This window comes from Cupriavidus metallidurans CH34 (assembly GCF_000196015.1).
Taxonomy (GTDB): domain Bacteria; phylum Pseudomonadota; class Gammaproteobacteria; order Burkholderiales; family Burkholderiaceae; genus Cupriavidus; species Cupriavidus metallidurans.
On sequence record NC_007973.1, the window covers coordinates 724995 to 747578 of the forward strand.

A 22584-nucleotide genomic window follows, 5' to 3' on the forward strand; every position below is an offset into this window, starting at 1 on the left:
TTCGAACTCCGCGTCGTGGATCGACACCCGCCTTCAGTTCTGCACGCAGACCAGTCCCACGTTGCCTTTCCGCACCTGCAGCTTGTAGTCGCGCATGAGTCGGAACAACGTGACTCGCGAGATGCCAAGCTCGGCCGCCACGTCGATCAAACGTTCGTGGTGGCGTTGCAGGGCTTCGAGGATCGCGGCCTGCTCGGCCGCTTCGCGAATCGCGGCCAGCGTCGGCGGCTTGCTTTCCACGGGCGTGTCGAGTTCGAGGTCGGAGGGCTGGATGACCCCGTTCTCGCACATCGCCGCGGCAAGGCGGATCCGGTTGAGCAGTTCGCGCACGTTGCCTGGCCAGGCATGAGTGGTGATGGCACGCAGGGCCATGGGCGAAAAGCCGCGGATATGCTCGGGCGAGTCCTTGCGGACGGAATCCAGGATGTGTTCGGCCAGCAGCAGCACATCGGAGCCGCGTTCGCGCAGGGGGGGCTGCTTGACGCGCAGCACGCACAGGCGGTGAAAGAGGTCGCCACGGAACCGCTCGGTCGCCACGGCGGCTTCGAGGTCGACGTGCGTGGCCGAGATGACCCGGACATCGACGGCGACGGATTCGGTACCACCCAGCCGTTCGATCCGGCCTGTTTCCAGGAAGCGCAGCAGACTGGTCTGGCTCTCGAGCGGCATGTCGCCGATTTCATCCAGGAACAGCGTGCCGCCTTGCGCGATCTCGATCCGGCCCGGCTTGCGCTTGGTCGCGCCCGTGAAGGCGCCACGCTCGTAGCCGAACAGTTCGGACATCAGCAGGGTGGGCGGGATGGCCGCACAGTTGACCGCGACGAACGGCTGGTTGGCCCGGCGCGAGGCGCGATGGATGGCCTGCGCGGCGAGTTCCTTGCCGGTGCCGGATTCACCGGAGATCAGTACCGGCGTGTCCCACCGCGACACCTTCTCGATGCTGCGGAACAGCGCCTGCATGGCATTGCATTCGCCGATGATCCCGTGCGGGCGCGTCAGCGGCACGGCTGGTTGCTCGCGGCCCGGCCGCAGGGCTGCCATGCCAACCGCGTGTCCGAGCGTCCGGCTTAGCTCGGCCATGTCGAATGGCGCTGTGTAGTAGTCAATGAAGTACAGGCCGAGCAGCTTGCGCGCGGTGTCTGTCAGCTCGTCGGCGCAGCTGATCGCACCGATCCAGCCGATCTGGCGCGTCGCCAGCCATGGCTCCATCAACTCGAGATCGGTATCGCTGAAGCCGCTCTGGAAATCGAGCAGGCCCGCCGAGAATGGTCCATCGAGCGGCAGCGCGGCCAGGTCCTCGAGGCTGTTCGCGAACACCAGCTTCCAGCCGTGCTGCGACAGATAACGGCACAACGACGCGTCGTGATGCCTGGAGACATACAGCAACGGGCGGTTGACATAGTGACTCATTTTTTCCCCCAGCTTTTTTTGTTTTTCCCGCTGCGCGGCGAGGCGCCATGGACGCCTTTGGCCACGTTGCTCGAGGGAGAAGGGGGATGCTGGAACGCTGGAGGCAAGCCTGCCCGGCGCGGCTGCGCCCGGCCGAACGTCACGACACCAAAGCGCAACCCATGCCGCTTGGTAGTGATCGTGACTAACCCCCGGATTCCGGCTGTTGGATTCGCCGATTCCCGTTTTCCCGCAAGCTTGTTCCCGGCCGGCCTTCCGGACTCACTGCTTACCCCAATAGGCCGCAAACTACGAAAAGAAACCCCGGGACTATGACGTCGTGGTGGCACCCGGCTGTTGCGCCAGATGCCACCACGCGGATTGGATCCGCGCATCACTGCGTCGGTCCATCGCTTATTTGCGGATCGAATTGCCTGGGAGCACTCCGGCGCCGCACGACTGACCCGTCCCTGGAATCAGCCCTTTGACGGGAATATAGTCGTGGATCTCTCAATCTCGCTAAACACCTGATTTTTAAGGATTTTCATTTTGGCGCGTGGAAATTGCGGGATAGAGTCGCAAAAAGTGTTTCGTTGATGAAACCTTGGCGCGATTGATGATCGGCAGGCGCACGGCGTTCGTCCAAGGGCTAGTCCCCATAATTGATTAGCCCATATGCTCGCCATTGCATGTTTTTACCCCCTAACGGGGGCATTCAATACGATCAATGGGTTTCTATGGAATCTTTTCGGCAAAGAAATTTCATAAGACTGATGTCTCTCTTTTGATACTTTGCCGGACGGCTTGTCTTGAGATAAGTCCTGGCCTGTAACCTGCGTCAGGGAGAATCCCGCAGTTGCTGAAACTCATTCTCGATGCCGAACCCATTCCATCGGGAAAATATCGGCTCCAGTCCGTCATTTGGTCTATTTTTCTCACTTGCCCTCGCCTTTACGGATGAGTTCGGAGGGGTAAGGGACGCATTTGCCAGTTTCGGAGTCAAATGGTTGCAATTCTGAAACTGGCTATGCAACCAAATGCGCAACCTGTTTCACAATTGAGCGTCATTTTCCGGCGCAATGCCGGCAATCTGGTCCTTGAGCCAGGTATGAAAACGCAGGATCGCCTTTTCGCGCGGATTGCCTTCGCGCCAGGTCACCCAGTAATGCAGGCTCGATGGAATCCGCGTGGTGCCGATCTGCACGAGTTGTCCGCTGGCGATGTAGTCGTGCGCAAGCTGCGCGCGAGCGGTGGCCACGCCCAGGCCGGCCACGGCCGATTGCAGCATCAGGCCGGCATCCTGGAAGATCGGCCCCCGCACGGGTTCGTCGGGCGGCAGTCCGGCCAGCAGCAGCCAGTCGCGCCACGGCCGGAGCGCGAAACGCAGCATCGGCAGCCTGGGCAGGTCCGCCACGGTGAAGCCCGGATATCGCGCCAGCAGCGCAGGGCTGGCCACGGCGATCACGTAGTCCTCGATGAGGTTGTGGCATTCGAAGCCGGGCAGGTCCACGCGCTGGTGCCAGATGCCGACGTCCACCGCGTAGGGGTCGGGCGGCGAAATCTCCGCATGCAGCCGCAGATGCAGATCGAGCTCGGGCGCCTGTGCGTGCAGGCTCGGCAGCCGGCGGATCAGCCAGGCGTTGGCAAGGTCTGCCATCACACTGACCTGCAGTTGCACCACGGGTGGGCCTGACACACTGCCGGCTTCCCGCAGGGCCGATTCAAGCTGGTCAAGCGCGCCGCGCACCTGTTCGGCCAGGCGCGTGCCGGCGCTGGTCGGCGTCATGCTGAGGCCGGTGCGCTGGAACAGCTTGGTGCCAAGGTTGTTTTCGAGCGCGCGGATGTGGTGGCTGATGGCGCTATGCGTCAGGGCCAGCTCTTCGGCTGCGCGTGTGAAGCTGCGGTGGCGCGTGGCTGCCTCCAGTGCGCGAAGCGCCTGAAGCGGGGGCAGATGGGGGGAGCGCGAGTGACGCGGGGGGCGCGAATCGGTCATGGTCGTCAAATTCTACTCACAATTGCCGCAGGTATCTTTCGCTGGTCTTGCACCATGCCGGTGACGACAATGCATGCATGACTGCATCCACCACCCATCCGGCCACTGACATGGCCTCCCAGCCCAACCATGCGTCTGGCGCGCGCTGGCGCGTGCTGGCGTTCTTCTCGCTCGGCTTCCTGGTCTCTTATGTGTTCCGGGGTGTCAATCTCGGCTTCGCGCCTTACCTGACGCGTGAGCTGGGACTTACCGCGGGCGATCTCGGCTTGCTCACGAGCTTCTATTTCCTCGGGTTTGCTTGCGCCCAGTTGCCGGCTGGCATCCTGCTCGACCGCTTCGGCCCGCGCCGTACCGAGGCCGTGATGCTGATGCTCGCCGTGGCGGGCTCGCTCGTGTTCGCCTGGGCGCCGGGGATGGTCGGGCTTGCTGCCGGGCGGGCGATGATTGGCGTGGGCGTATCGGTCTGCCTGGGCGCCGCGATCCAGGCGCTGTCGATGTGGTTTCCGCTGTCGCGCATGCCATTGCTGAACGGGCTTGTCATGGCCATCGGCGGACTGGGCGCGGTGGTCGTGGGTGCGCCGCTGTCGTGGCTGCTGTCATGGACCGACTGGCGCACCATCAGCGCCGGCATGGCCGTCATATCGTTCGGCATGGCCGCGCTGCTCTGGTTTGGCGTGCCCGACGTGAAGCGCCAGGGCAAGGAGAGCTTTGCCGAACAGTTGCGCGGCACGCGGCAGATCCTGAGTAGCGAACGCTTCTGGCGCGTGGTGCCGCTGACGCTGCTGAACCAGGGCATTTTCCTGGCGGTGCAGACGCTTTGGGTCACCGCGTTCATGCGCGATGTGCAGGATCTGGGGCCCGGCGAGAGCGCGCGTCTGGTGTCGGTGATCGGGTTTGCGATGATGGCCGGTTGCATCGGCGCGGGCTGGGCTGCGCGTCACCTGGAGCGCCGTGGCATCAGCCTGTATGCGCTGGCCGGCACCGGCATGATCGGCTTCATCGTGATCCAGTTGCTGCTGATGGCCCGGCTGCCGTTCATGCCGCTGGGGCTGCTGTGGGCGCTGTACGGTGTGTTCGGGTCTACCGGCATCCTGACGTACGCGCTGCTGGCGCGACGCTTTCCCGACGCGCTGATTGGCCGGGCCACCACCGCCATGACGCTCACCGTGTTCCTGGCCACGTTCGTGTTCCAGGTGGGCATCGGCTTTGTGCTCGATTTCTTCCCATTGAGTGGCGACCATTACCCGGTGTCGGCGCACCTGATGGTGTGGGCCGGGCTGGTGGTGATCCAGGTGCTCGCTGCCATCTGGTACTTGATGGAAAAACGCTCCTGAGCGTTCTCCGGGAGGCGCCGATCTTAACGCCCCTTTGGCGCCTCGAAACTCTTGGGCGCAGCGGCTTTTCCGGCGTCCGGAATTACTCGAAATGGGTTATTGGCGTGCTCCGGCACGCCCGCCATACTCCCCCGCACGGAGCGTCCGTGCGGGGGCATCCGCAGCAAGAAATCATCAAGAAAGGGCCACTGCAGTCCTCATCCTCGCGCGCATCCGCCGCATCACCTGCTGTCGACGCATTGCATTCCCAAGATGTATTTGCCGTAACAACGACGCCTTCGCCCGAAGGCGGAAAACAGTCGGTGTCCTACGAGGGGTCTACATGTTTAGCGGATTTGCAGCCGTCCCCGGCGCAGTCGTGCCGTATTCGTACAACTGGCTCATGGTGGGCCTGTCCTTCCTGATCTCCGCGTGTGGGGCCTACGTGGCGCTGCGATGGTGCCGGGGTATCCGAAAACCGAACGGCCGCCTGGATGTGGATCGCCTGATGTGCGCGAGCGTCGCGCTCGGCGGTGGCGCGGTCTGGGCGATGCACTTCATCGGCATGGTCGCGTATCAGACGCCGACCCATATGGAATTCAGCCTGCTGGTCACGCTGGCTTCGCTTTTGGCCGTGATGGTGTTTGCCGCCGCCGGTCTGGCGAAGGCATCGAGTCCCACGGGTAATCCCCTGAGCAATACGATCAAGGGCGGCGTGCTGACGGGCACTGGCGTGGTAGTGATGCACTACACCGGCATGGCCGCGATTCACACCAACAGCGTGTTCGAGTGGGATCTGTTCATCGTGGCGCTGTCCGCGTTGATCGCCATTGTCGTGTCCGCGGTCGGCCTGTGGCTGGCCACCAACGTGAAGACCGTGGCGCAGCAGATCGGCGCCGCGCTGGTGATGGCCGTGGCGGTCTGCGGGATGCACTACACGGGCATGACGGCGGGCACCATGATCTGCACCGGCCGCACCTACTCGCCGACGCTGCTCGCGCTGGAAGGCGACAACATGGGTTATGCGGTCTTCGCGCTGACAGCCGTGGTGCTGATCTTCATTCTGGTGATCGAGGCGACGCGCAGCGGGTCGCAATCGGTTTCGGTGGCGTCGGCCAGCGGCCGCCATTGATGCGCAACGCGGGCGGGGCATGGCTCCGCTCGGTTGCGCGACTGGTCAGAGCACGATCGGTCGATCGTCGAGTTCGTTGGGGTTGTTGCCGCCACTGGCCGGGAAATGGCGTGTCAGCAGTGTGTGAATCTGCGCGATGGCTTCGAGCACCGGTTCCACCGACACGTTTCGCGCCAAGCCTTGTGCCAGATGGGCGCAGATGTCATGCCAGGCCTCGGGCTTCACGCGTGCGTCGATGCCGCGATCGGCCAGTAGTTCCACCGCATGGTCGGCCAGGTTGATGTACAGCAGCACGCCGGTATGGTCCTCGGTGTTCCACACTTCGAGTGCGCCGAACAGCGTGCGGGCGCGGGCGCGCGGCGTCACGCCGCGCCAGGCCAGCGAGAGGGGCAGATTTGCCTCGATGACGACGCGCACCTCGCCGCGATGATGCTGCTCGCCCGTGTGCACGGCCACCTGGAGCTGGTGCCGTGCCTCGTCGGGAAAGGCCCTGCGCGCGACGCTGTGGCCCGTACCGATATGCCGCAGCGCGCGTTTGAGCGACTGATGAAACGGCGGACGCGGATGGCTGGCCTTTTTCATGATGGTCTCTCCGTTACCAGTTGCCGGATGAGCCGCCGCCGTCGAAGCCGCCGCCGCCACCGCCACTGAAGCCACCGCCGGAGTCGCCTCCGCCGAAGCCCCCTCCACCTCCACCGCCCCAACGGCGGCCGATTTCGTACCCGGTCATGCCGCCGAGCCCCCCGGCGGTGACGTCGGGCCAGCCGCGCCGGCCGGTGACGACATGCGGGCCGCGGCTGTTGCGCAGGATGGCGGACAGGAAGAAGAACACGATGATCGCCAGCGGAAAGAGCACCGGGAGCCAGTCGGCCACGTTCTCGGTGGGCGTCTGGCGCGCGCGGTTGGGCGCGGCCAGTCCTTCCTTGTCGACCAATGCCTGGATGGCGGAAATGCCGGCGGAGAGTCCGCCGTAGAAATCGTTCTGCCGGAAATGGGGAGCCATCACGTCCTGAAGGACGCGATTCGACATGGCATCGGTCAGCGACCCCTGCACGCCACGGCCCACTTCGATGCGCATCCGCCGTAGTCCGGGCGGATTGTCCTTGGCGATCAGCACGATCACGCCATCGTCGATGCCCTTGCGGCCCGCGCGCCAGGCGTCCGCCACGCGGATGCTGTAGGCGTCGATCGTCTCCGGCGCGGTGGTTGGCACCATCAGCACGAAGATCTGGCTGCCGCGCTGCTGCTCGTACTCGGCCAGCACGTTTTCGAGCGAGCTGCGCTGGTCGGCGCTCAGCGTCCCGGTCAGATCGGTCACGCGTTGCGTGAGCGCGGGGACGGCGACGAAGCCGTCCGCCGCCCATGCCGGCAGCGCCAGCATCAGCGCCAGGAACCAGAAGACGACGGCCTTGCGCATCATGATGGTCGCGGTATCAGAACTTCACGGCGGGAGGCGTGGAGATGGACTTCTCGTTCTCCACGGTGAACGACGGCTTGACCGGGTACTTGAAGATCATCGCCGTGAGGTTGGTCGGGAAGCTGCGTGCCAGCACGTTGTAATCCTGCACGGCTGCGATGTAGCGCTGGCGTGCCACCGTGATACGGTTCTCGGTGCCTTCGAGTTGCGATTGCAGGTCGCGGAACGAGGCGTCGGCCTTCAGTTGCGGGTAGTTCTCGGAAACGGCCAGCAGGCGCGACAGCGCGCTGGTCAGTTGCCCCTGGGCCTGCTGGAACCGCGCGAAAGCCTCGGGATCGTTGAGGGTCTCGGGCGTGACCTTGATGCTGGTGGCCTCGGCACGTGCCTTGGTGACGGCCTCGAGCGTCTCGCGTTCGTGTGTGGCGTAGCCTTTGACCGTGGCGACCAGGTTCGGAATCAGATCGGCGCGGCGCTGGTACTGGTTGATGACCTCGCCCCATGCCGCCTTGACGGCTTCGTCCTTGGCCTGGAAGTCGTTGTAGCCGCAGGCGGAGAGCAGGCTTGCCAGCATGGCGATCGCCAGCCAGCGGAACAGGGCGGTGGAAGTGGCAGCGCGCATCTAGGGCTCCGGCAGATGTCAGGGGTCGATAACGTTGAAGTGTAGCGCAGGGTGGTTGCCGTACATCGTCAAAAGCTGTCAAGGCGCCACCCTCCGGCGAGCGGGCAGGGCGCTGGATCGGTATCCGGGCACTTGACCACGCCCGCCGTGCCAGCTAGATTCTCCCCCATGCCGCGCGTATCCAATGCCTCCACGACTCGCATCGCCCTCCAGGGCGCGGGTCAGGCCGCGCGCGCCAAAGCCAAAAAACAGTCGCTCGTCTGACCGGAGCGCACTGTTCCGTCAGATGGGCGACGGAACAGTACCGGTCGAAGGGGCGATCTGCCCGCGTTTGCATTCCCCGTGTCCTGCCGCGTCGCGCTCTGACGGTTTCCGAATCGGTCGATCCGGAGTCCTTTCATGCAGAACACGCAGTCCCATCCTGGTTTTCGCGGCATCTGGCTGCCGCTCGTGACCCCTTTTCACCGTGGCGAAGTCGATTTCGATGCCTTGCAGCGTCTGGTTGGCCACTTCAGCGTCACCGGCATCGCCGGTTTCGTCGTATGTGGCAGCACCGGCGAAGCGGCCGCGCTGGAGGAGCCCGAGCAACTGGCCGTGCTCGATACGGTGCTCGAATGCGCAAACGGGCTACCGGTGATCATGGGTCTGGCCGGCAACCATCTGGGTCATGTGCTGGCACGCCTGGGCCGCTGCAACGAACGGCCGCTGGCGGGCGTGCTGGCCCCGGCGCCGTACTACATCCGTCCGTCGCAGGACGGATTGCGCGACTACTTCCGGCGCCTGGCAGATGCCTCGCGGGCCCCGCTCGTGCTCTATGACATTCCGTACCGAACCGGCACGACGCTGATGCTGGAGACGCTGCTATCGCTGGCTGATCACGGCAATATCGGCGCGATCAAGGATTGCGGCGGCAATGCCCTTAACACGCAGGCGCTGATCGCCGATGGCAGGCTGGCGGTGTTGGCGGGAGAGGATCACCAGCTTCTCGGCACGCTGGCGTTGGGCGGGCAGGGCGCGATCATCGCTTGCGCGCACTTCCATCCGGAGCGGTTCGTGGCGATCTGGCGTGCTGTGTCCGAGGGGCGGCTGGACGAGGCGCGCCGCTTGTTCTACGCATTGATGCCGCTGATCCAGACGCTGTTCGCGGAGCCGAACCCGGGGCCGATCAAGGCGCTGCTGGCGCGTCATGGCTGGTTGCGCGACGAACTGCGCGCGCCGATGACCTGCGCATCGCCGGAACTGGCGAACCAGCTCGCGGCGATGTTCGATGCGATGGATATCGTGAGCGGGGCGGTCAGCCAGCCTTGAAGGCCTTGGCGGCGGCAGCCACCGTCGCCTCGATGATCGCATCGTCATGCTTGGCCGACACGAAGCCGGCCTCGAAGGCCGACGGCGCCAGGTAGACGCCTTCGGCCAGCATTGCATGGAAGAAGCGGTTGAAGCGGCCCACGTCGGCCTTGGTCACCTCGGCAAAGCTGCCGGGCACTTCGTTGGTGAAGTAGATGCCGAACATGCCGCCGATCGCGTCCGCGCAGAACGGTACGCCAGCCTCACGGGCGGCCTTGGTCAGGCCGTCGGCCAGCTTGCGCGTCTGCGTGGCCAGTCGGTCGTAGAAGCCCGGGGCCTGGATCAGGCGCAGCGTGGTCAGGCCGGCGGCCACGGCCAGCGGGTTGCCGGAGAGCGTGCCTGCCTGATAGACGCCACCGAGCGGCGCAAGCTTGGCCATGATGTCGCGCCGGCCGCCGAACGCCGCCGCCGGCATTCCGCCGCCGATCACCTTGCCCAGGCAGGTCATGTCCGGCTTGATGCCGTAGTGCGCCTGCGCGCCGCCAAGCGCCACGCGGAAGCCCGTCATCACCTCGTCGAAGATCAGCACGCTGCCGTGCTCGCTGCACAGGTTGCGCATGGCGGTCAGGAATGCCTCGCTGGCGCGCACCAGGTTCATGTTGCCGGCCACCGGCTCCACGATCACGGCGGCGATCTCGCCCTTGTGGCGCGCGAACGCTTCCTCGAGCTGGGTGACGTTGTTGTACTCCAGCACCATCGTGTGCCGCGTGACATCCGCCGGCACGCCCGCCGACGACGGCGCGTTCTGCGTGGTGTCGGCAAACGTCAGCAGGCCCGAGCCGGCCTTGACCAGCAGGCTGTCGGCATGGCCGTGGTAGCAGCCCTCGAACTTGATGATCAGGTCGCGGCCAGTGAAGCCGCGTGCCAGGCGCAGCGCGCTCATGGTGGCTTCGGTGCCCGACGACACCAGGCGCACCTGCTCGATCGATGGCACGAGCTTGCAGATTTCCTCGGCCATGTCGATTTCGGCCTCGGTCGGCGCGCCGAACGAGAAACTCTGGGTGGCGGTCTCCTGCACGGCGCGCACCACGTCCGGATGCGCGTGGCCGACAATCATCGGGCCCCAGGAGCCGATGTAGTCGATATAGCGCTGGCCGTCGGCATCCCACATATAGGCACCCTCGGCGCGGGTGATAAAGCGCGGCGTGCCGCCCACCGAACGGAAGGCGCGGACGGGCGAGTTGACGCCGCCGGGAATGGTCTGCTGGGCGCGATCGAAAAGCTGCTGGTTACGGGACATGGGAATCTGGCTGAAAAGGATTCAGGAGGAAAAACATGCGTCCGGCCGGGGGCCGCGTCGGCTTCGAAATGCTCAAAATATGAGCAAATCGGGTGAATCGCGTGCCGTTCTGGCGGCATCTGCACGCTAACATGCGCGAACGCAAACGAAACTGGTGTGAACGCGCCGGGGCATGGGTGGCGTCATCGGCGCTGATTCGGTACCATCTGCGCTTGATTTTAATGGAGACTGGCAAGAGCCTGCATATGGAATACAAGACTTGGATGTGCCTGATCTGCGGCTGGATTTACGACGAAGCCGCTGGCGCGCCGGAAGACGGCATCGCCCCGGGTACCAAATGGGAAGACGTGCCCATCAACTGGACCTGTCCGGAATGCGGTGCGCGCAAGGAAGATTTCGAGATGGTGGCGATCTGAAGCGATTCGCCGTAACCGTTTCCCGTCGCGGGAAAGAGACAGTTCGACAGGCCGGGCCGGAAGCCCCGGATTGACGGCCTAACTATGAATTGTCACACTTTGCGGCAAAACTGCACCCCGGTCCGGCCTGCGCACGCAGGCTGAGCGCGGTGGTATGCAGTGACAAGAATAAAAGGGGCCGCCAGGTCAAGGCGGCTTCCAGCAAGGCAGGTGCGAGCAGTCAGAACGCGCCGCCGGACCGGCCGGGTAGCCGGGTTTGTTGATTGGGAAAGTTGAAATCGGGGGCCGCCGGCACGCCATGGGTGATGCCGTGCGGGAGTTCTCAAGTGAATGCCGGCGTCCGTGCTTCTCTGCGGGCAGTCGGTCGCGGGAACAACATGCGGGTCACGCAAACAGAAATAGACAGCAAGTCTGTCGACGGGGTCAGAATCGGTGCCGATGCCGGCGCCGACGAGGCATCTGCGGTGTCGGGCCGCGGGGTGTCGGGCAAGATCCTTGTCATCGACGACTCCAGCACCATCCGCCGCACGGCGGAAATCTTCCTGACGAACGCTGGCTATCAGGTCATGCTGGCCGAGGATGGATTCGAGGCGCTCGCCAAGGTTGGCGACCTGCGCCCGGACGTCATCTTCTGCGACATCTTGATGCCCCGTCTGGACGGCTACCAGACCTGCTCTCTCATCAAGAAGAGCCCACGCTTCCACGCCATTCCCGTGATCATGCTGTCGTCTCGCGACGGCGTGTTCGACCGTTCGCGCGGCAAGCTCGTCGGCGCGCATAACCATCTCGCCAAGCCCTTTTCCCGCGAAGCCCTGCTGCAGGCCGTTCAGTCCTGCCTGACGGGTTGCGTGGCCGACGAGGGTGCGGCCGTGGCGGCCTGAGAACCGACCGCCAGAAGCATCCAGGAACAAGACAATGACCATCAGCAAAATCCTTATCGTCGACGATTCGCCCACCGAAGCCCTGTTCATGTCCGACCTGCTCGGCAAGAAGGGCTTCAAGGTTTCCGTGGCCGGCAACAGCGACCAGGCCATGGCCCGGCTCGAGGCGGACGCTTTCGACCTGATCCTGATGGACGTGGTGATGCCGGGCCAGAACGGCTACCAGGCCACGCGCGCGATCAAGCGCGACGACCGCTTCAAGGACATCCCAGTGATCATGTGCACCAGCAAGGGCCTGGAAACCGACCGGATCTGGGGCATGCGCCAGGGCGCGTCGGACTACGTCGTCAAGCCGGTGGACAGCGAAGAACTGCTGTCGAAGATCGCCGCGCTGGCGAACTGAGCCAGCCAGCCCATCAGCAAGCGGGCAGCGCGCTCCGGCACCACTGCCCCAAGGTTTCACCAACTGGTATCCCCATCATGAACGCGCCGCGCCAAGACCTTCGTGCCCGCCAGACCCGCCTGCAGGATTACCAGGCCATGCTGGCCCGGCGTCTGCGCGACGCGCGCAACCTGCCGGCCGTCGATAGCTACCTGGGTGTGGTGGTGGGCCAGCGCAACTGGCTGCTGCCGTTGCTGGAAACCGGCGAGGTGATCGAGATGCGCCAGCCCGCCGGCGTGCCGCTGACGCAGCCCTGGTATCGCGGTCTCGTCAACGCGCGCGGCAACCTGCTGGGCGTGATCGATTTCGCCATGTTCTGCGGCGACGGCCCCACGCCGGTACAGCCGGGCAGCAAGATCGTAGTCCTGTCGCGTCACGTCGAACGTGCGTGCGGCATCATCGCGACGCGCGTGCTGGGCCTGCGCCATGCGGTGGATCTGACGCCGGCTCAGGGTGACGAACCCGAAGGCTGGCAGGGCTTGCGCTTCGCGGACAAGGAGGGGCGTGGCTGGCAGGTGCTCGATATCGGGCAGTTGCTGGCGTCGCCCGCGTTTCTGCAGGCCGGCCGTACCGTGGCTTGAACAGCGGAATCTGGAAATGAAGCCGTTTCGGAATGAAGCGCAGCGGTTCTGGCCAGGCGCGGGGCCGCAGACCGTACAAGTGGTATGGCAAGGCCCCGCAACGACGCCGGAATCATTCTGAAGCGGTTTCATAATAACGAACGAACAGAGGGTTGCTATGGGTATCAAGAAGATCGGCCTGGGTCGCCGCACCGCAGCCGCGGGCGCTGCCGCAGAAGTGGCGGCGCCGGGTGGCGCCGCGTTTGCGGCGGCCGGCGCGGCCAGACAGCAGGGCGGCCTTGGCCAGACCCCTGTCGAGATGATGTCGGGCTGGCTGACGCGGATGCCGTTCTCGGCGCAGCAGCGCGCGCTGACCGTGGGCGTGGTGGTGTCGCTGTCGGCGCTGCTCGCCTCCGTGTACCTTGATAACCGGCAGGCCAGCAACGGCGCGGCGCAGATCGAGGTGACCGGCGACATGCTGATGCACTCGCAGCGTCTCGGTAAGGCGGTGCCCGTGGCGCTGCTCGGCAACGCCCAGGCGTTCAAGCAGCTGCGCGAGTCGAAAGAGCAGCTGACCACCGACATGCTGGCGCTGCAGAACGGCAGCGACGAGAAGCATGTGCGGGCCACGAGCGGGCCGGGCGAGCCGCTGCTGGAAAAGGCGATGGGCTCGTGGAAGCGTTCCGAGAAGAGCGCCGCCGACGTGCTCGCCCAGCAGGCCATTCTGACGACGATCGGCCAGACGCTGCAGATCTTCAACGCGTCCAACCCCGAACTGCTCGAAGCCGCTGAACAGGTGGCGGCCATCAAGCTGCAGTCGGGCGCCAACACCCGTGAGGTGGCGGCTTCCGCTCAGTTGGTGATGCTGACGCAGCGTCTGGGCAAGAACCTCAACGAGTTCCTCTCGGGCGAAGGCGTCAACCCTGAAACCGCGTTCCTGCTTGGCAAGGACACCAACACCTTCCGCGAAACACTCGACGGCCTGATCAACGGCTCCGAAGCGCTGCGCCTGACCGCCGCGCACGATGCCGAGACGCGCAGCTACCTGCAGCAACTTTCGCAGCGCTTCGACGCGGTGCAGAAGACCACGCAGACGATTCTGCAGAACCTGCCTGGTCTGATCGCCGCCAAGCGCGCCCAGCAGCAGATCTTCAATGACAACGAAGCCCTGCGCGGCGAGTTGTCGGCGTTGCAGTCGGCCTATGCGCAAGATGCGCGCTTCCGCCCCTGGACACTGGGCGCGATGGTTATCTCCGCGCTAGCCACGCTGCTGTGCCTGGCCGGTCTCGCGGCCCTCTACCTGCGCGACTCGCGCGTCCGGGCGCTCGAAGCCGAGGCGCGCGAGCACGAAGCCGAAGCGCGCCGACTCGATGAAAAGCGCAATAACGACGCCACCCAGAAGGCCATTCTGCAGCTGATGAACGAGCTGCAGGACATTGCTGACGGTGACTTGACGCGTCAGGCCACTGTGACCGAGGACATCACCGGCGCCATTGCCGACTCGGTGAACTACACGGTGGAAGAACTGAAGGAACTGGTGGGCCGCGTGCAGCAGACCGCCGGGGACGTGCAGCACGCCTCGACGCAGGTGCAGGAAACCTCGGTGCAACTGGCCACCACGACCGAGCAGCAGTCGCGCCAGATTCGTCAGACCGGCGAATCCGTGGTGGAGATGGCGGACCGCATCACGCAGGTATCACGCGGTGCGGCCGAATCGGCCAACGTGGCACGCGCATCGCTGGCTGCGGCCGAGCAGGGCCAGCACGCCGTGCAGAACGCGATCGCGGGCATGAACGGCATTCGCGAGCAGATCCAGGAAACGTCCAAGCGGATCAAGCGTCTCGGCGAATCGTCGCAGGAGATCGGTGAAATCGTCGAGCTGATCTCGGACATTACCGAACAGACCAACGTGCTGGCACTGAACGCCGCCATCCAGGCGGCTTCCGCAGGCGAAGCCGGCCGCGGCTTCTCGGTGGTGGCGGAAGAAGTGCAGCGTCTGGCCGAACGTTCGGGCGAGGCAACCAAGCAGATCGGCGCGCTGATTCGCACGATTCAGACCGACACTCAGGACGCCGTGCACGCGATGGAGCAGAGCACGCAGGGCGTGGTCGAGGGCGCGCGCCTGTCCGATAACGCGGGTGCCGCACTGGTCGAGATCGGTCGCGTGTCGCGCCAGCTCGCCGAGCTGATCGAACAGATCTCGCAGACCACATCGCACGAAGCAGGCCTGGCCACCAACGTGGCCCGCCACATCGACGGCATCCTGCAGGTGACCGCGCAGACCACCGCCGGCACGCGCCAGACCGCCGCGTCGGTGCGCCAGCTGACCGCACTGACCGAAGAGCTGCGTAACTCGGTATCGCGGTTCAAGATCGCCTGACGGCCGCCCGCAAGGGCGCAACGGAACTGGTCATGTCTTTCAATACCATCCTGTCGAGCGAAGTGGCCGAGACGGCCGCGGCGCAACTGTCATCCACGCCGGAGCCTGCTCCCATTCCGGCGGCGGAGGCACCCGCCGCGCCGCAGCGCGACCTGTCGGTGCTGGCCTGGCTCGCGCCAAGCCTGCGTACCGCGCTCGACGATGCCGCCACCGAACTCGGCCACTACGTGGACGAGATCCAGCAGACGCCGGAGGCGCTGGGCGCGCGCGATACCACTTCGCTGCGGCTGGCCGGCCAGCAACTGCATCAGGCCGCAGGCGCGGTGCATATCGTCGGGCTGCGCGGCGTGGATGCCTATTGCCAGGCGTTGCGCCGCCTGCTCGAGGCCATCGACGCTGGCACGGTGCCCGCCAGCCAGGAAACGCTCGCGGTGTTCCGCACCGGCGTGCAGGCGCTGGCCGAGTACGTCGACGACCTGATGGGCGGCGACGCTGAAGACCCGCTGCGCCTGTACCAGCCCTATGCCACCGCGCTGAACCTGATGAAGGAAGAGCGCGTGCATCCGGCAGACCTGTGGCTCGACGAACTGCAGATGCTGCCGGGTATCGTGCTGCCTACGCTTTCGGCATCGGCTGTCACCCGGGCGCGCCAGCGCTTCGAGGCTGCCTTGCTGCGCGCGCTGCGCCTGCCCGCGCCGTGCCCGGACACGTCCATGCTGCGCGAGGCCTGGTTGCCGCTGCAACTGGCGCTCGACGATGTGCGCAACCAGGAGCAGGAGGCGCGCCGCGCCACCGACACGCCTGATCGCGGTATCTGGCATACGCTGGCCATGGTGTTCCGCGGCCTCGCTCATGGTCTGCTGCCGTCCGACCTGCTGGCCAAGCGTTTCGCCGCACGCACGCACCTGCTGGTGCGCCAGTACCTGCAAGGACAGGTGCGCGTGCCGCAGGCGCTGTTGAACGATGCGATTTTCTTCCTGGTCAGCACCGGGCTGGCCGTCGATGAGTCCGACGACATCGCGACGCCCGCCGTGCAAGTTGCCGTGCAGGTGCTGCGTGCCGATATCGCCCGCAGCCTGCAGGCATATCGTGTCGACCCGGCGCATGTGGTGGCGCGTGCCGACTTCCGCCAGCGCTACTACGGCTGGCTCGATGCCATCGACACCCGCAATCTGCAGCAGGCCGCGCGGTCGATCGAGCGTGCGGCAGGCGAGGATCAGTCCGGCTGGGAACTGGCGCTGGCCTCGCTCGCCGAAGCGGCGCTGCCGCTTGCTCAACCGGCTCTGGAGCAATGCCTGACAGCGGTGGCCGCTCATGCGGGCCGCCGTCCGCCGAACGACGCGCTGGGCCGTGCTGGCGTGGCGCTGTTTCTGTCGCAGGCGCTGGCGATGCCGTGGCGTGTGCATGGCAAGTCAGGTCACGCATCGGCACAGGAATTCGCGCAGCGCTGCGACGCGATGGCTGCCTGCCTGGCCGATCCCGATGCCCAGGCACCGGCCTGGCTCGCCGGGATGGTCGAGGCCGCCAGTGCCCAGGCGCTGCGTGCGGAAGCGGTTGCTCAGTTGCGCGCGCAGCTCGATAGCGGCGAATCATGGCTCGATACGTACGATCGCAACGCGGCGCGTCCTGACGCCAGCGAAGCGCTGGCCGATGCCAGACAGGCATTCGAATCCCTGCTTGCCACGCTCGAGCGCGTGTACGTCAGCGCGGCGATGCGGGATGGCATCGACGAAGCGGCGGAGACAGCGCTGGCAGCGGTGCGGACCGTACTGCGGTGGCTGGAAGTTCTGCCCGGAACCGTCGAGGAAGCGTCGCGCATCGCGATGCTGTCCGATATCGCCGCCGAGCTTGGCGCGGTACATGCCTTTGCCGATCTGCTGGAGTTCGGACGGGCCAAGGCAGAAGTCACTGAAGACGACATCTATGCGGACCTGCAGCATCGCGATCCGGCGCCGCAGGGCGTGCTGGCGGTGGCGCGTGGCGCGGCCATGGATGCGATCCGCGTGGCGGCAGGCGCCGACTCGCCAGAGATCCAGCGCCTGCGTGGCGCGTTGCAGGCAGTCTCCGATCAGGCCGCCATCGACGACGATGCGGCGCTGCGGCGTCAGTCCAGCGAAGCCACCACGCAACTCCATGCATGGCTGGCCGGCAGCGATTCGGCGGCCGAACGGATGATCGTGGCGCTGGCCGATCCGTTGCCGGCGACGGCTGCCGCACCGGCGGCCACCGCGGCGCCGGCCGCCGCGCCGATGCCGGTTGACGCCGATGCGATCGACGCCGAGTTGCTTGAGATTTTCCTCTCCGAGGCCGAAGAGGTGCTCGGGAGTATCGCCGCCGACGTGCAGGGCGGGCTCGATGGACTGCGCGATGCCGATGTGCTGAGCCGCGTGCGTCGCGGCTTCCATACGCTCAAGGGTTCCAGCCGCATGGTTGGCCTGAGCCGCTACGGCGAAGCCGCATGGGCCGTCGAACAGGTCATGAACCTGTGGATCGCCGAAGCACGCGAGCCGCAGCCCGAACTACTCGCGCTGCTGCACCAGGCGCACGATCTGCTGCGCGAATGGGCGCAGGCGTTGCAGCAGGACCCGTCGACCGCACGTGACATCGCCGGACTCGTTGCCGCCGCGCAGCGCGTGCGCGATCCAGGCTCGGCGCCGGCCCACGCTCCCGCTGCCGCTGCCGTTGACGCAACCGCGCTGCTGGACCCGCTCGATGCGCTGCTGGCGCTGTCTGCGGCGCAGCCCGACGCGGCTGCGGAGGAGACCCCGGCCGAGGACAACGTGCTGCAGTTCCGTCTGTCCAGCGGACTCGCCAGCGACGACGACAACTACAAGGTGATTGGCCCAGTCCGGATCGGACTGCCGCTCTACAACGTCTACCTGCAGGAAGCCGACGATCTGCTGCGCCAGTTCGCGACCGATCTGTCCGAGTGGAAGCACGAGGAACATCCTTGTCCGAGCGAGCTTGCGCTGCGCGTGGCTCACACGCTGCAGGGCAGTGCGTCGACGGTGGGCCTGGAGCCGGTGCGCGAGATTGCCGAGGCGCTGGAGCAGCTTCTGCTGCTGCTGGGCCGGCATCCGGTTGCAATGCACCCGGGCGATTTCCGCTTGCTGGAGCAGGCTGTCGAACGGTTGCGCGGCATGCTGCACCAGTTTGCCGCGGGCATCTGGCCTGATGCCGATGCCGCGGTCGTCCGCGACCTGAACGACTTTGGCGAGCGAGCGCTGATGCGCCCGCGCGCAGCGGTGCCGGAGGCCGATGTGTCGGGACAGGAGGGCTCGGTCGCACGATTGTTCGGTCAGTCGCAGCCTGCTGAAGATGCCGATGATGCCGATCTGCCGGAGTTGCCCGAGCCGCACGCGGTGACGAACCTGCCGCCGGTCAAGCTGACGCCGATCACATCGCTCCCGCCGGTCTCGGCGCCAACGCTGACGCCAGTCGGTCCGGCCGACGCCGAGACGCCGGTGCATGATGCGGTGGTGATTTCGTTGCCGGCGCCGCGACATGAGTCGGCAGCCATCGCGCACGTATCGCCGGGTGTTACTGACGCGCAGCAGGTCGATTTGTCGACCGACGCCTCGTCACTCGATCCCGCGCTGGTGGAAATCTTCCTCGAGGAAGCACAAGGCAGCCTGCCCGACCTCGGCAAGATGTTGCGCACCTGGGAATCCACACCTGCCGATGCCCAGCACGGCGGGCTGATCCTGCGCGGGCTGCACACGCTGAAGGGTAGCGCGCGCATGGCTGGCGCGATGGCCCTGGGTCAGGCAGCGCACGAAATGGAAACGCTGCTCGAAGCGAGCGTGCGTGGCCAGCGCATGGCGCCGGAGTTATTCGGCCGCCTCTATGCCTGGTACGACCGCATCCTCGCGCACGTGGACGCGTTGCAGAGTGGCCGTCTGCTGCCGGTGGACGATGCCGATGTGGTCAACGGTCTGATCGCGGCGGAGCCCGAATCCACCGTGCCGGCTGTGCCGGTTACATCGGTGGTGTCGGTGGACGTGACACAGCAGCCCACGCAGGATCTGCTGCCGGCCGCGCCGCAGGCGATGCCGGTGCCGGCAAACCTGCCGACCGATGCCGATCGCCAGCGCGCGCTGGTGCGGGTGCAGGCCCGCGCGCTCGATACGCTGATCAACGATGCGGGTGAAGTGGGTGCGACGCGCGCGCGTCTGGATAGCGAACTGCTGGCGCTGCGCAGCTACCTCGGCGAACTGAACGATAACGTCGCGCGTCTGCGGATGCAGCTTCGCGAGATCGAAATCCAGGCCGAGACGCAGATGGCGTCGCGCATCGCCGACGCGCAGCACAACCAGGAGTTCGACCCGCTCGAGTTCGACCGCTTCACGCGCTTCCAGGAACTGACGCGGATGATGGCCGAGTCGGTGAACGACGTGGCGACCGTGGAGCAGAACTTGCAGCGCGGCTTCGACCGCGCCTCGGGCGACCTGGCCGCACAGGCGCGACTCACGCGTGGCTTGCAGCGTGGGCTGATGCAGGCTCGCATGGTGCAGTTCGATGCGCTGGCCGAGCGCCTCTACCGCGTGGCGCGGCAGTCCGCGACCGAGACTGGCAAGGAAGTGCGCCTGCTGATCAAGGGCGGCACGGTGGAAATCGACCGCTCGGTGCTGGACCGCATGGCTGGCCCGATCGAACACTTGATCCGCAACGCCGTGGTGCACGGCATCGAGCCGGCCGACGCGCGCCGTGCCGCCGGCAAGTCGGCCACGGGCGCGCTGACGCTGGAAGTGCAGCAGGAAGGCAACGAGGTCGTGCTGACGTTCTTCGACGACGGTGGCGGCCTTGACCTTGCTCGCATTCGTCAACGGGCGGTAGCGCGGCACCTGCTGGCGCATGACGAAGATGCCAGCGACGCACGTCTGACCGAGATGATCTTCGCGCCGGGCTTCACGACGGCCGATGCGGTGTCCGAGCTCGCGGGCCGGGGCGTTGGCATGGACGTGGTGCGATCGGAGACGGTGGCGCTGGGTGGCCGTATCACGCTCTCGACGGAAGTCGGGCGGGGCACCAGTTTCACGGTGCATCTGCCGCTGACCACGGCTATCACGCAGGTGCTGCTGGTCTCGCTGGGTGGACGTCTGTACGCCATCCCGAGCGGCATGATCGACCAAGTGCACCAGCTGCGCGAAAAGCCGCTGCTCGACGCCTACAACGCCCGCCGCTTTGGTCCTGCGGGCGCGGATGCGCCGTTCTACTACTTCGGCGCGCTGCTGGAGGAAACCGCGGCGATGGCGTCGGGCCGCAAGTACTCGCCGGTGGTGGTGGTGCGGTCGGGCGCCGAGCGCGTGGCCGTGCACGTGGACGAAGTGATCGGTAACCGCGAAGTGGTGGTGAAGCACATTGGCCCGCATCTGGCTCGCCTGGAAGGCATTGCAGGCGCAACCACGCTGGGCGATGGCGAGATCGTGCTGATCTACAACCCCGTGGTGCTGGCACAGCGGTGGATGCGCGAGCGTGGCGGCGTGGCGCCGTCCGCGCCGGTACACCTGCGGGCGCCGGAGACGATGGGCGCGGTGGCCGAATTTGCAGGCAATGGCGAAGCGGTGCCGGTGGCGGGTCTGATCACGCAGCCGACCGTCATGGTGGTGGACGACTCGCTGACCGTGCGCAAGGCCAGCCAGCGGTTGCTGACGCGTGCCGGCTACCAGGTGGTGCTGGCTCGCGACGGCGTTGACGCATTGCGTCAGCTGCAGGAAGTGATGCCCGATGCGATGCTTGTCGACATCGAGATGCCGAACATGGACGGTTTCGACCTGACGCGCAATGTTCGCGCCGACAGCCGCACGAGCCAGATGCCGCTGGTGATGATCACGTCGCGCACCGCGGAGAAGCACCGTCGCTATGCCGCGGAGATTGGCGTGAACGTGTACCTGGGCAAGCCGTTCAACGAGGATGAATTGCTGCGCACGCTGCGGCAGCTGATCGGCGAGAAGGCCGCTGGAGCAGCCGGGTCGGTGGCGCAGATGCTGGGCGAGTCCTAAGCCGTTCGCTTCGGCCGGTGCCGCTCTCCCGTTCTACGGGAGAGCGGCGCTTCAACCCAAACCTTCGATCTCTCAATCCTTCTTCTGATTCACCATCCGCGCCGGCACCGACAGCGTCAGCGCAGCGCCCACCACCATGCAGACCGCCAGCAGGTACATGCCTGAGTCGGTACTTTGCGTCATGTCCTTGAGCCAGCCCACTGCGTAGGGGCTCAGGAAGCCAGCCAGGTTCCCAAGGGAATTGATCAGCGCGATGCCCGCGGCGGCGCCGGTTCCGGCCAGGAAGGACGTCGGCAGGCTCCAGAACAGCGGCAGCGTGGTCAGGATGCCGATCGTGGCGATCGTCAGGGCCACCATCGCCATGGTCGTGTCGCTGTGCCATTGCACCGACAGCACCAGACCCACCGCGCCGGCCAGCGCCGGAATCGCGATATGCCAGCGCCGCTCGCCGCGACGGTCGGCGCTGCGCGCGAACAGGATCATCCCGACCACCGCGCACCCGTAGGGGATCGCGGTCAGCAGGCCCACATCGAGCGCGCCTTTCACGCCGGTCTGCTTGATGATCGTCGGCAGCCAGAAGCTCACGCCATACAGGCCCATCACGAAGCTGAAGTAGATCGCGCTCATCAGCCACACGCGCGGGCTCGACAGCACCTGGGCCACGGGCGGGTCTTCCTTGTGCTGGTCCTCGTTGGCGATATTCCGCTGGAGCAGCGCCTTCTCGTCATCGGTCAGCCACTTGGCGTGGGTGATGCGGTCGTCGAGATACGCCAGCACCCACAGGCCCACCAGGATCGACGGGATGCCTTCGACCAGGAACATCCATTGCCATCCCGACCAGCCGTTGTGGCCGTCGAACGATTGCATCAGCCAACCGGACAGCGGGCCGCCAATCACGCCGGACAGCGCAATGGCCGTCATGAAGTACGTGGTCGTGCGTCCGCGACGGCTGGCCGGGTACCAGTAGGTCAGGTACAGGATGATGCCCGGGAAGAAGCCCGCTTCCGCCACGCCCAGCAGAAAGCGCAGCACGTAGAACATCATCGGCGTAGTGACGAACATCATCGCCGCCGAGATCAGGCCCCAGGTGATCATGATCCGCGCGATCCAGATGCGCGCCCCCACCTTGTGCAGGATCACGTTGCTCGGCACTTCGAAGATGAAGTAGCCGATGAAGAAGATGCCCGCGCCGAGGCCGTAGATCGTCTCGCTGAACTTGAGGTCGTTGAGCATCTGCAGCTTCGCGAAGCCCACGTTGACGCGGTCCAGATAGGCCACCACGTAACAGAGCAACAGGAAGGGCACCAGGCGCCAGCTCACCTTGCGGTAGGTGGCGTCCTCGAAGCCGGCGTCTTGCGCGCCGGAACTGACTGCGGTCGTTGTCATTGCTGTCTCCTCTTTCGGGTTTTGCTTTGGGATACGACGTTACCGCTGGGTTGGAAAAACGGATCTG

The 22584-nt window shown here is 65.7% G+C and carries 16 protein-coding genes; 9 read left to right on the forward strand and 7 right to left on the reverse strand.

The window, feature by feature from the left end; translation table 11 throughout:
- Positions 1 to 33: 33 nt before the first annotated feature.
- A complete protein-coding gene (locus RMET_RS03325; protein ID WP_011515516.1) occupies positions 34 to 1410 on the reverse strand; it encodes a sigma-54 dependent transcriptional regulator in 1377 nt (458 codons plus the stop codon).
- Positions 1411 to 2440: 1030 nt separating this feature from the next.
- On the reverse strand, positions 2441 to 3382 hold the full coding sequence (locus tag RMET_RS03330) for a LysR substrate-binding domain-containing protein (protein ID WP_011515517.1): 942 nt from the start codon (positions 3380 to 3382) through the stop codon (positions 2441 to 2443).
- 77 nt (positions 3383 to 3459) lie between these two features.
- Here RMET_RS03330 and RMET_RS03335 point away from each other — a divergent pair, with 77 nt between their 5' ends.
- Both RMET_RS03335 and RMET_RS03340 read left to right on the forward strand, forming a co-directional pair.
- The gene (locus RMET_RS03335; protein WP_011515518.1) at positions 3460 to 4716 is read left to right on the forward strand and encodes an MFS transporter; all 1257 of its coding nucleotides are present in this window, start codon (positions 3460 to 3462) and stop codon (positions 4714 to 4716) included.
- A gap of 322 nt (positions 4717 to 5038) precedes the next feature.
- Complete coding sequence (locus RMET_RS03340) at positions 5039 to 5827, forward strand: MHYT domain-containing protein (protein ID WP_011515519.1); 789 nt, start codon at positions 5039 to 5041, stop codon at positions 5825 to 5827.
- 45 nt (positions 5828 to 5872) lie between these two features.
- Here RMET_RS03340 and RMET_RS03345 read toward each other — a convergent pair whose 3' ends face one another.
- The 3 genes from RMET_RS03345 to RMET_RS03355 are packed head-to-tail and all read right to left on the reverse strand — an operon-like array spanning position 5873 to position 7863.
- A complete protein-coding gene (locus RMET_RS03345; protein WP_011515520.1) occupies positions 5873 to 6409 on the reverse strand; it encodes a TPM domain-containing protein in 537 nt (178 codons plus the stop codon).
- Between the two features lie 13 nt (positions 6410 to 6422).
- Positions 6423 to 7247 carry a TPM domain-containing protein gene (locus tag RMET_RS03350; RefSeq protein ID WP_011515521.1) on the reverse strand — a complete coding sequence of 275 codons (825 nt, stop codon included), beginning with the start codon at positions 7245 to 7247 and terminating at the stop codon, positions 6423 to 6425.
- 13 nt (positions 7248 to 7260) lie between these two features.
- Positions 7261 to 7863 (reverse strand): LemA family protein, encoded by a 603-nt coding sequence (locus RMET_RS03355; RefSeq protein WP_011515522.1) that lies wholly within the window; start codon positions 7861 to 7863, stop codon positions 7261 to 7263.
- A gap of 399 nt (positions 7864 to 8262) precedes the next feature.
- Between RMET_RS03355 and dapA the strand changes: the two genes are divergently transcribed.
- Positions 8263 to 9171: a 4-hydroxy-tetrahydrodipicolinate synthase gene (gene dapA / locus RMET_RS03360; protein WP_011515523.1), complete on the forward strand. Its 909-nt coding sequence runs from the start codon at positions 8263 to 8265 to the stop codon at positions 9169 to 9171.
- Here the strand turns inward: dapA and hemL are convergent.
- Entirely contained in the window at positions 9158 to 10450 is a 1293-nt protein-coding gene (gene hemL, locus RMET_RS03365; RefSeq protein WP_011515524.1) for a glutamate-1-semialdehyde 2,1-aminomutase, read from the reverse strand. The genes dapA and hemL overlap by 14 nt on opposite strands.
- Before the next feature lie 245 nt (positions 10451 to 10695).
- Here hemL and RMET_RS03370 point away from each other — a divergent pair, with 245 nt between their 5' ends.
- The 6 genes from RMET_RS03370 to RMET_RS03395 all read left to right on the forward strand — a co-directional run bounded on the left by RMET_RS03370 (position 10696) and on the right by RMET_RS03395 (position 21131).
- Positions 10696 to 10866 (forward strand): rubredoxin, encoded by a 171-nt coding sequence (locus tag RMET_RS03370; protein ID WP_008644874.1) that lies wholly within the window; start codon positions 10696 to 10698, stop codon positions 10864 to 10866.
- 377 nt (positions 10867 to 11243) lie between these two features.
- Entirely contained in the window at positions 11244 to 11747 is a 504-nt protein-coding gene (locus RMET_RS03375; protein ID WP_011515526.1) for a response regulator, read from the forward strand.
- A 34-nt stretch (positions 11748 to 11781) separates the two neighbouring features.
- Complete coding sequence (locus tag RMET_RS03380; protein ID WP_008644878.1) at positions 11782 to 12150, forward strand: response regulator; 369 nt, start codon at positions 11782 to 11784, stop codon at positions 12148 to 12150.
- A gap of 77 nt (positions 12151 to 12227) precedes the next feature.
- Positions 12228 to 12770: a chemotaxis protein CheW gene (locus RMET_RS03385; RefSeq protein ID WP_011515527.1), complete on the forward strand. Its 543-nt coding sequence runs from the start codon at positions 12228 to 12230 to the stop codon at positions 12768 to 12770.
- A gap of 157 nt (positions 12771 to 12927) precedes the next feature.
- A complete protein-coding gene (locus RMET_RS03390; RefSeq protein ID WP_011515528.1) occupies positions 12928 to 15129 on the forward strand; it encodes a methyl-accepting chemotaxis protein in 2202 nt (733 codons plus the stop codon).
- Positions 15130 to 15161: 32 nt separating this feature from the next.
- Entirely contained in the window at positions 15162 to 21131 is a 5970-nt protein-coding gene (locus RMET_RS03395) for a hybrid sensor histidine kinase/response regulator (protein ID WP_011515529.1), read from the forward strand.
- Positions 21132 to 21203: 72 nt separating this feature from the next.
- On the opposite strand, the gene RMET_RS03400 is transcribed toward RMET_RS03395, so the two are convergent.
- On the reverse strand, positions 21204 to 22517 hold the full coding sequence (locus RMET_RS03400) for an MFS transporter (protein WP_011515530.1): 1314 nt from the start codon (positions 22515 to 22517) through the stop codon (positions 21204 to 21206).
- Positions 22518 to 22584 lie beyond the last annotated feature (67 nt).

Bases quoted from the DNA above. Each gene is read 5' to 3' on its own strand.
- RMET_RS03325 (WP_011515516.1), bottom strand. From the start codon at position 1,410: ATGAGTCACTATGTCAACCGCCCGTTGCTGTATGTCTCCAGGCATCAC.
- RMET_RS03330 (WP_011515517.1), bottom strand. From the start codon at position 3,382: ATGACCGATTCGCGCCCCCCGCGTCACTCGCGCTCCCCCCATCTGCCC.
- RMET_RS03335 (WP_011515518.1), top strand. From the start codon at position 3,460: ATGACTGCATCCACCACCCATCCGGCCACTGACATGGCCTCCCAGCCC.
- RMET_RS03340 (WP_011515519.1), top strand. From the start codon at position 5,039: ATGTTTAGCGGATTTGCAGCCGTCCCCGGCGCAGTCGTGCCGTATTCG.
- RMET_RS03345 (WP_011515520.1), bottom strand. From the start codon at position 6,409: ATGAAAAAGGCCAGCCATCCGCGTCCGCCGTTTCATCAGTCGCTCAAA.
- RMET_RS03350 (WP_011515521.1), bottom strand. From the start codon at position 7,247: ATGATGCGCAAGGCCGTCGTCTTCTGGTTCCTGGCGCTGATGCTGGCG.
- RMET_RS03355 (WP_011515522.1), bottom strand. From the start codon at position 7,863: ATGCGCGCTGCCACTTCCACCGCCCTGTTCCGCTGGCTGGCGATCGCC.
- dapA (WP_011515523.1), top strand. From the start codon at position 8,263: ATGCAGAACACGCAGTCCCATCCTGGTTTTCGCGGCATCTGGCTGCCG.
- hemL (WP_011515524.1), bottom strand. From the start codon at position 10,450: ATGTCCCGTAACCAGCAGCTTTTCGATCGCGCCCAGCAGACCATTCCC.
- RMET_RS03370 (WP_008644874.1), top strand. From the start codon at position 10,696: ATGGAATACAAGACTTGGATGTGCCTGATCTGCGGCTGGATTTACGAC.
- RMET_RS03375 (WP_011515526.1), top strand. From the start codon at position 11,244: ATGCGGGTCACGCAAACAGAAATAGACAGCAAGTCTGTCGACGGGGTC.
- RMET_RS03380 (WP_008644878.1), top strand. From the start codon at position 11,782: ATGACCATCAGCAAAATCCTTATCGTCGACGATTCGCCCACCGAAGCC.
- RMET_RS03385 (WP_011515527.1), top strand. From the start codon at position 12,228: ATGAACGCGCCGCGCCAAGACCTTCGTGCCCGCCAGACCCGCCTGCAG.
- RMET_RS03390 (WP_011515528.1), top strand. From the start codon at position 12,928: ATGGGTATCAAGAAGATCGGCCTGGGTCGCCGCACCGCAGCCGCGGGC.
- RMET_RS03395 (WP_011515529.1), top strand. From the start codon at position 15,162: ATGTCTTTCAATACCATCCTGTCGAGCGAAGTGGCCGAGACGGCCGCG.
- RMET_RS03400 (WP_011515530.1), bottom strand. From the start codon at position 22,517: ATGACAACGACCGCAGTCAGTTCCGGCGCGCAAGACGCCGGCTTCGAG.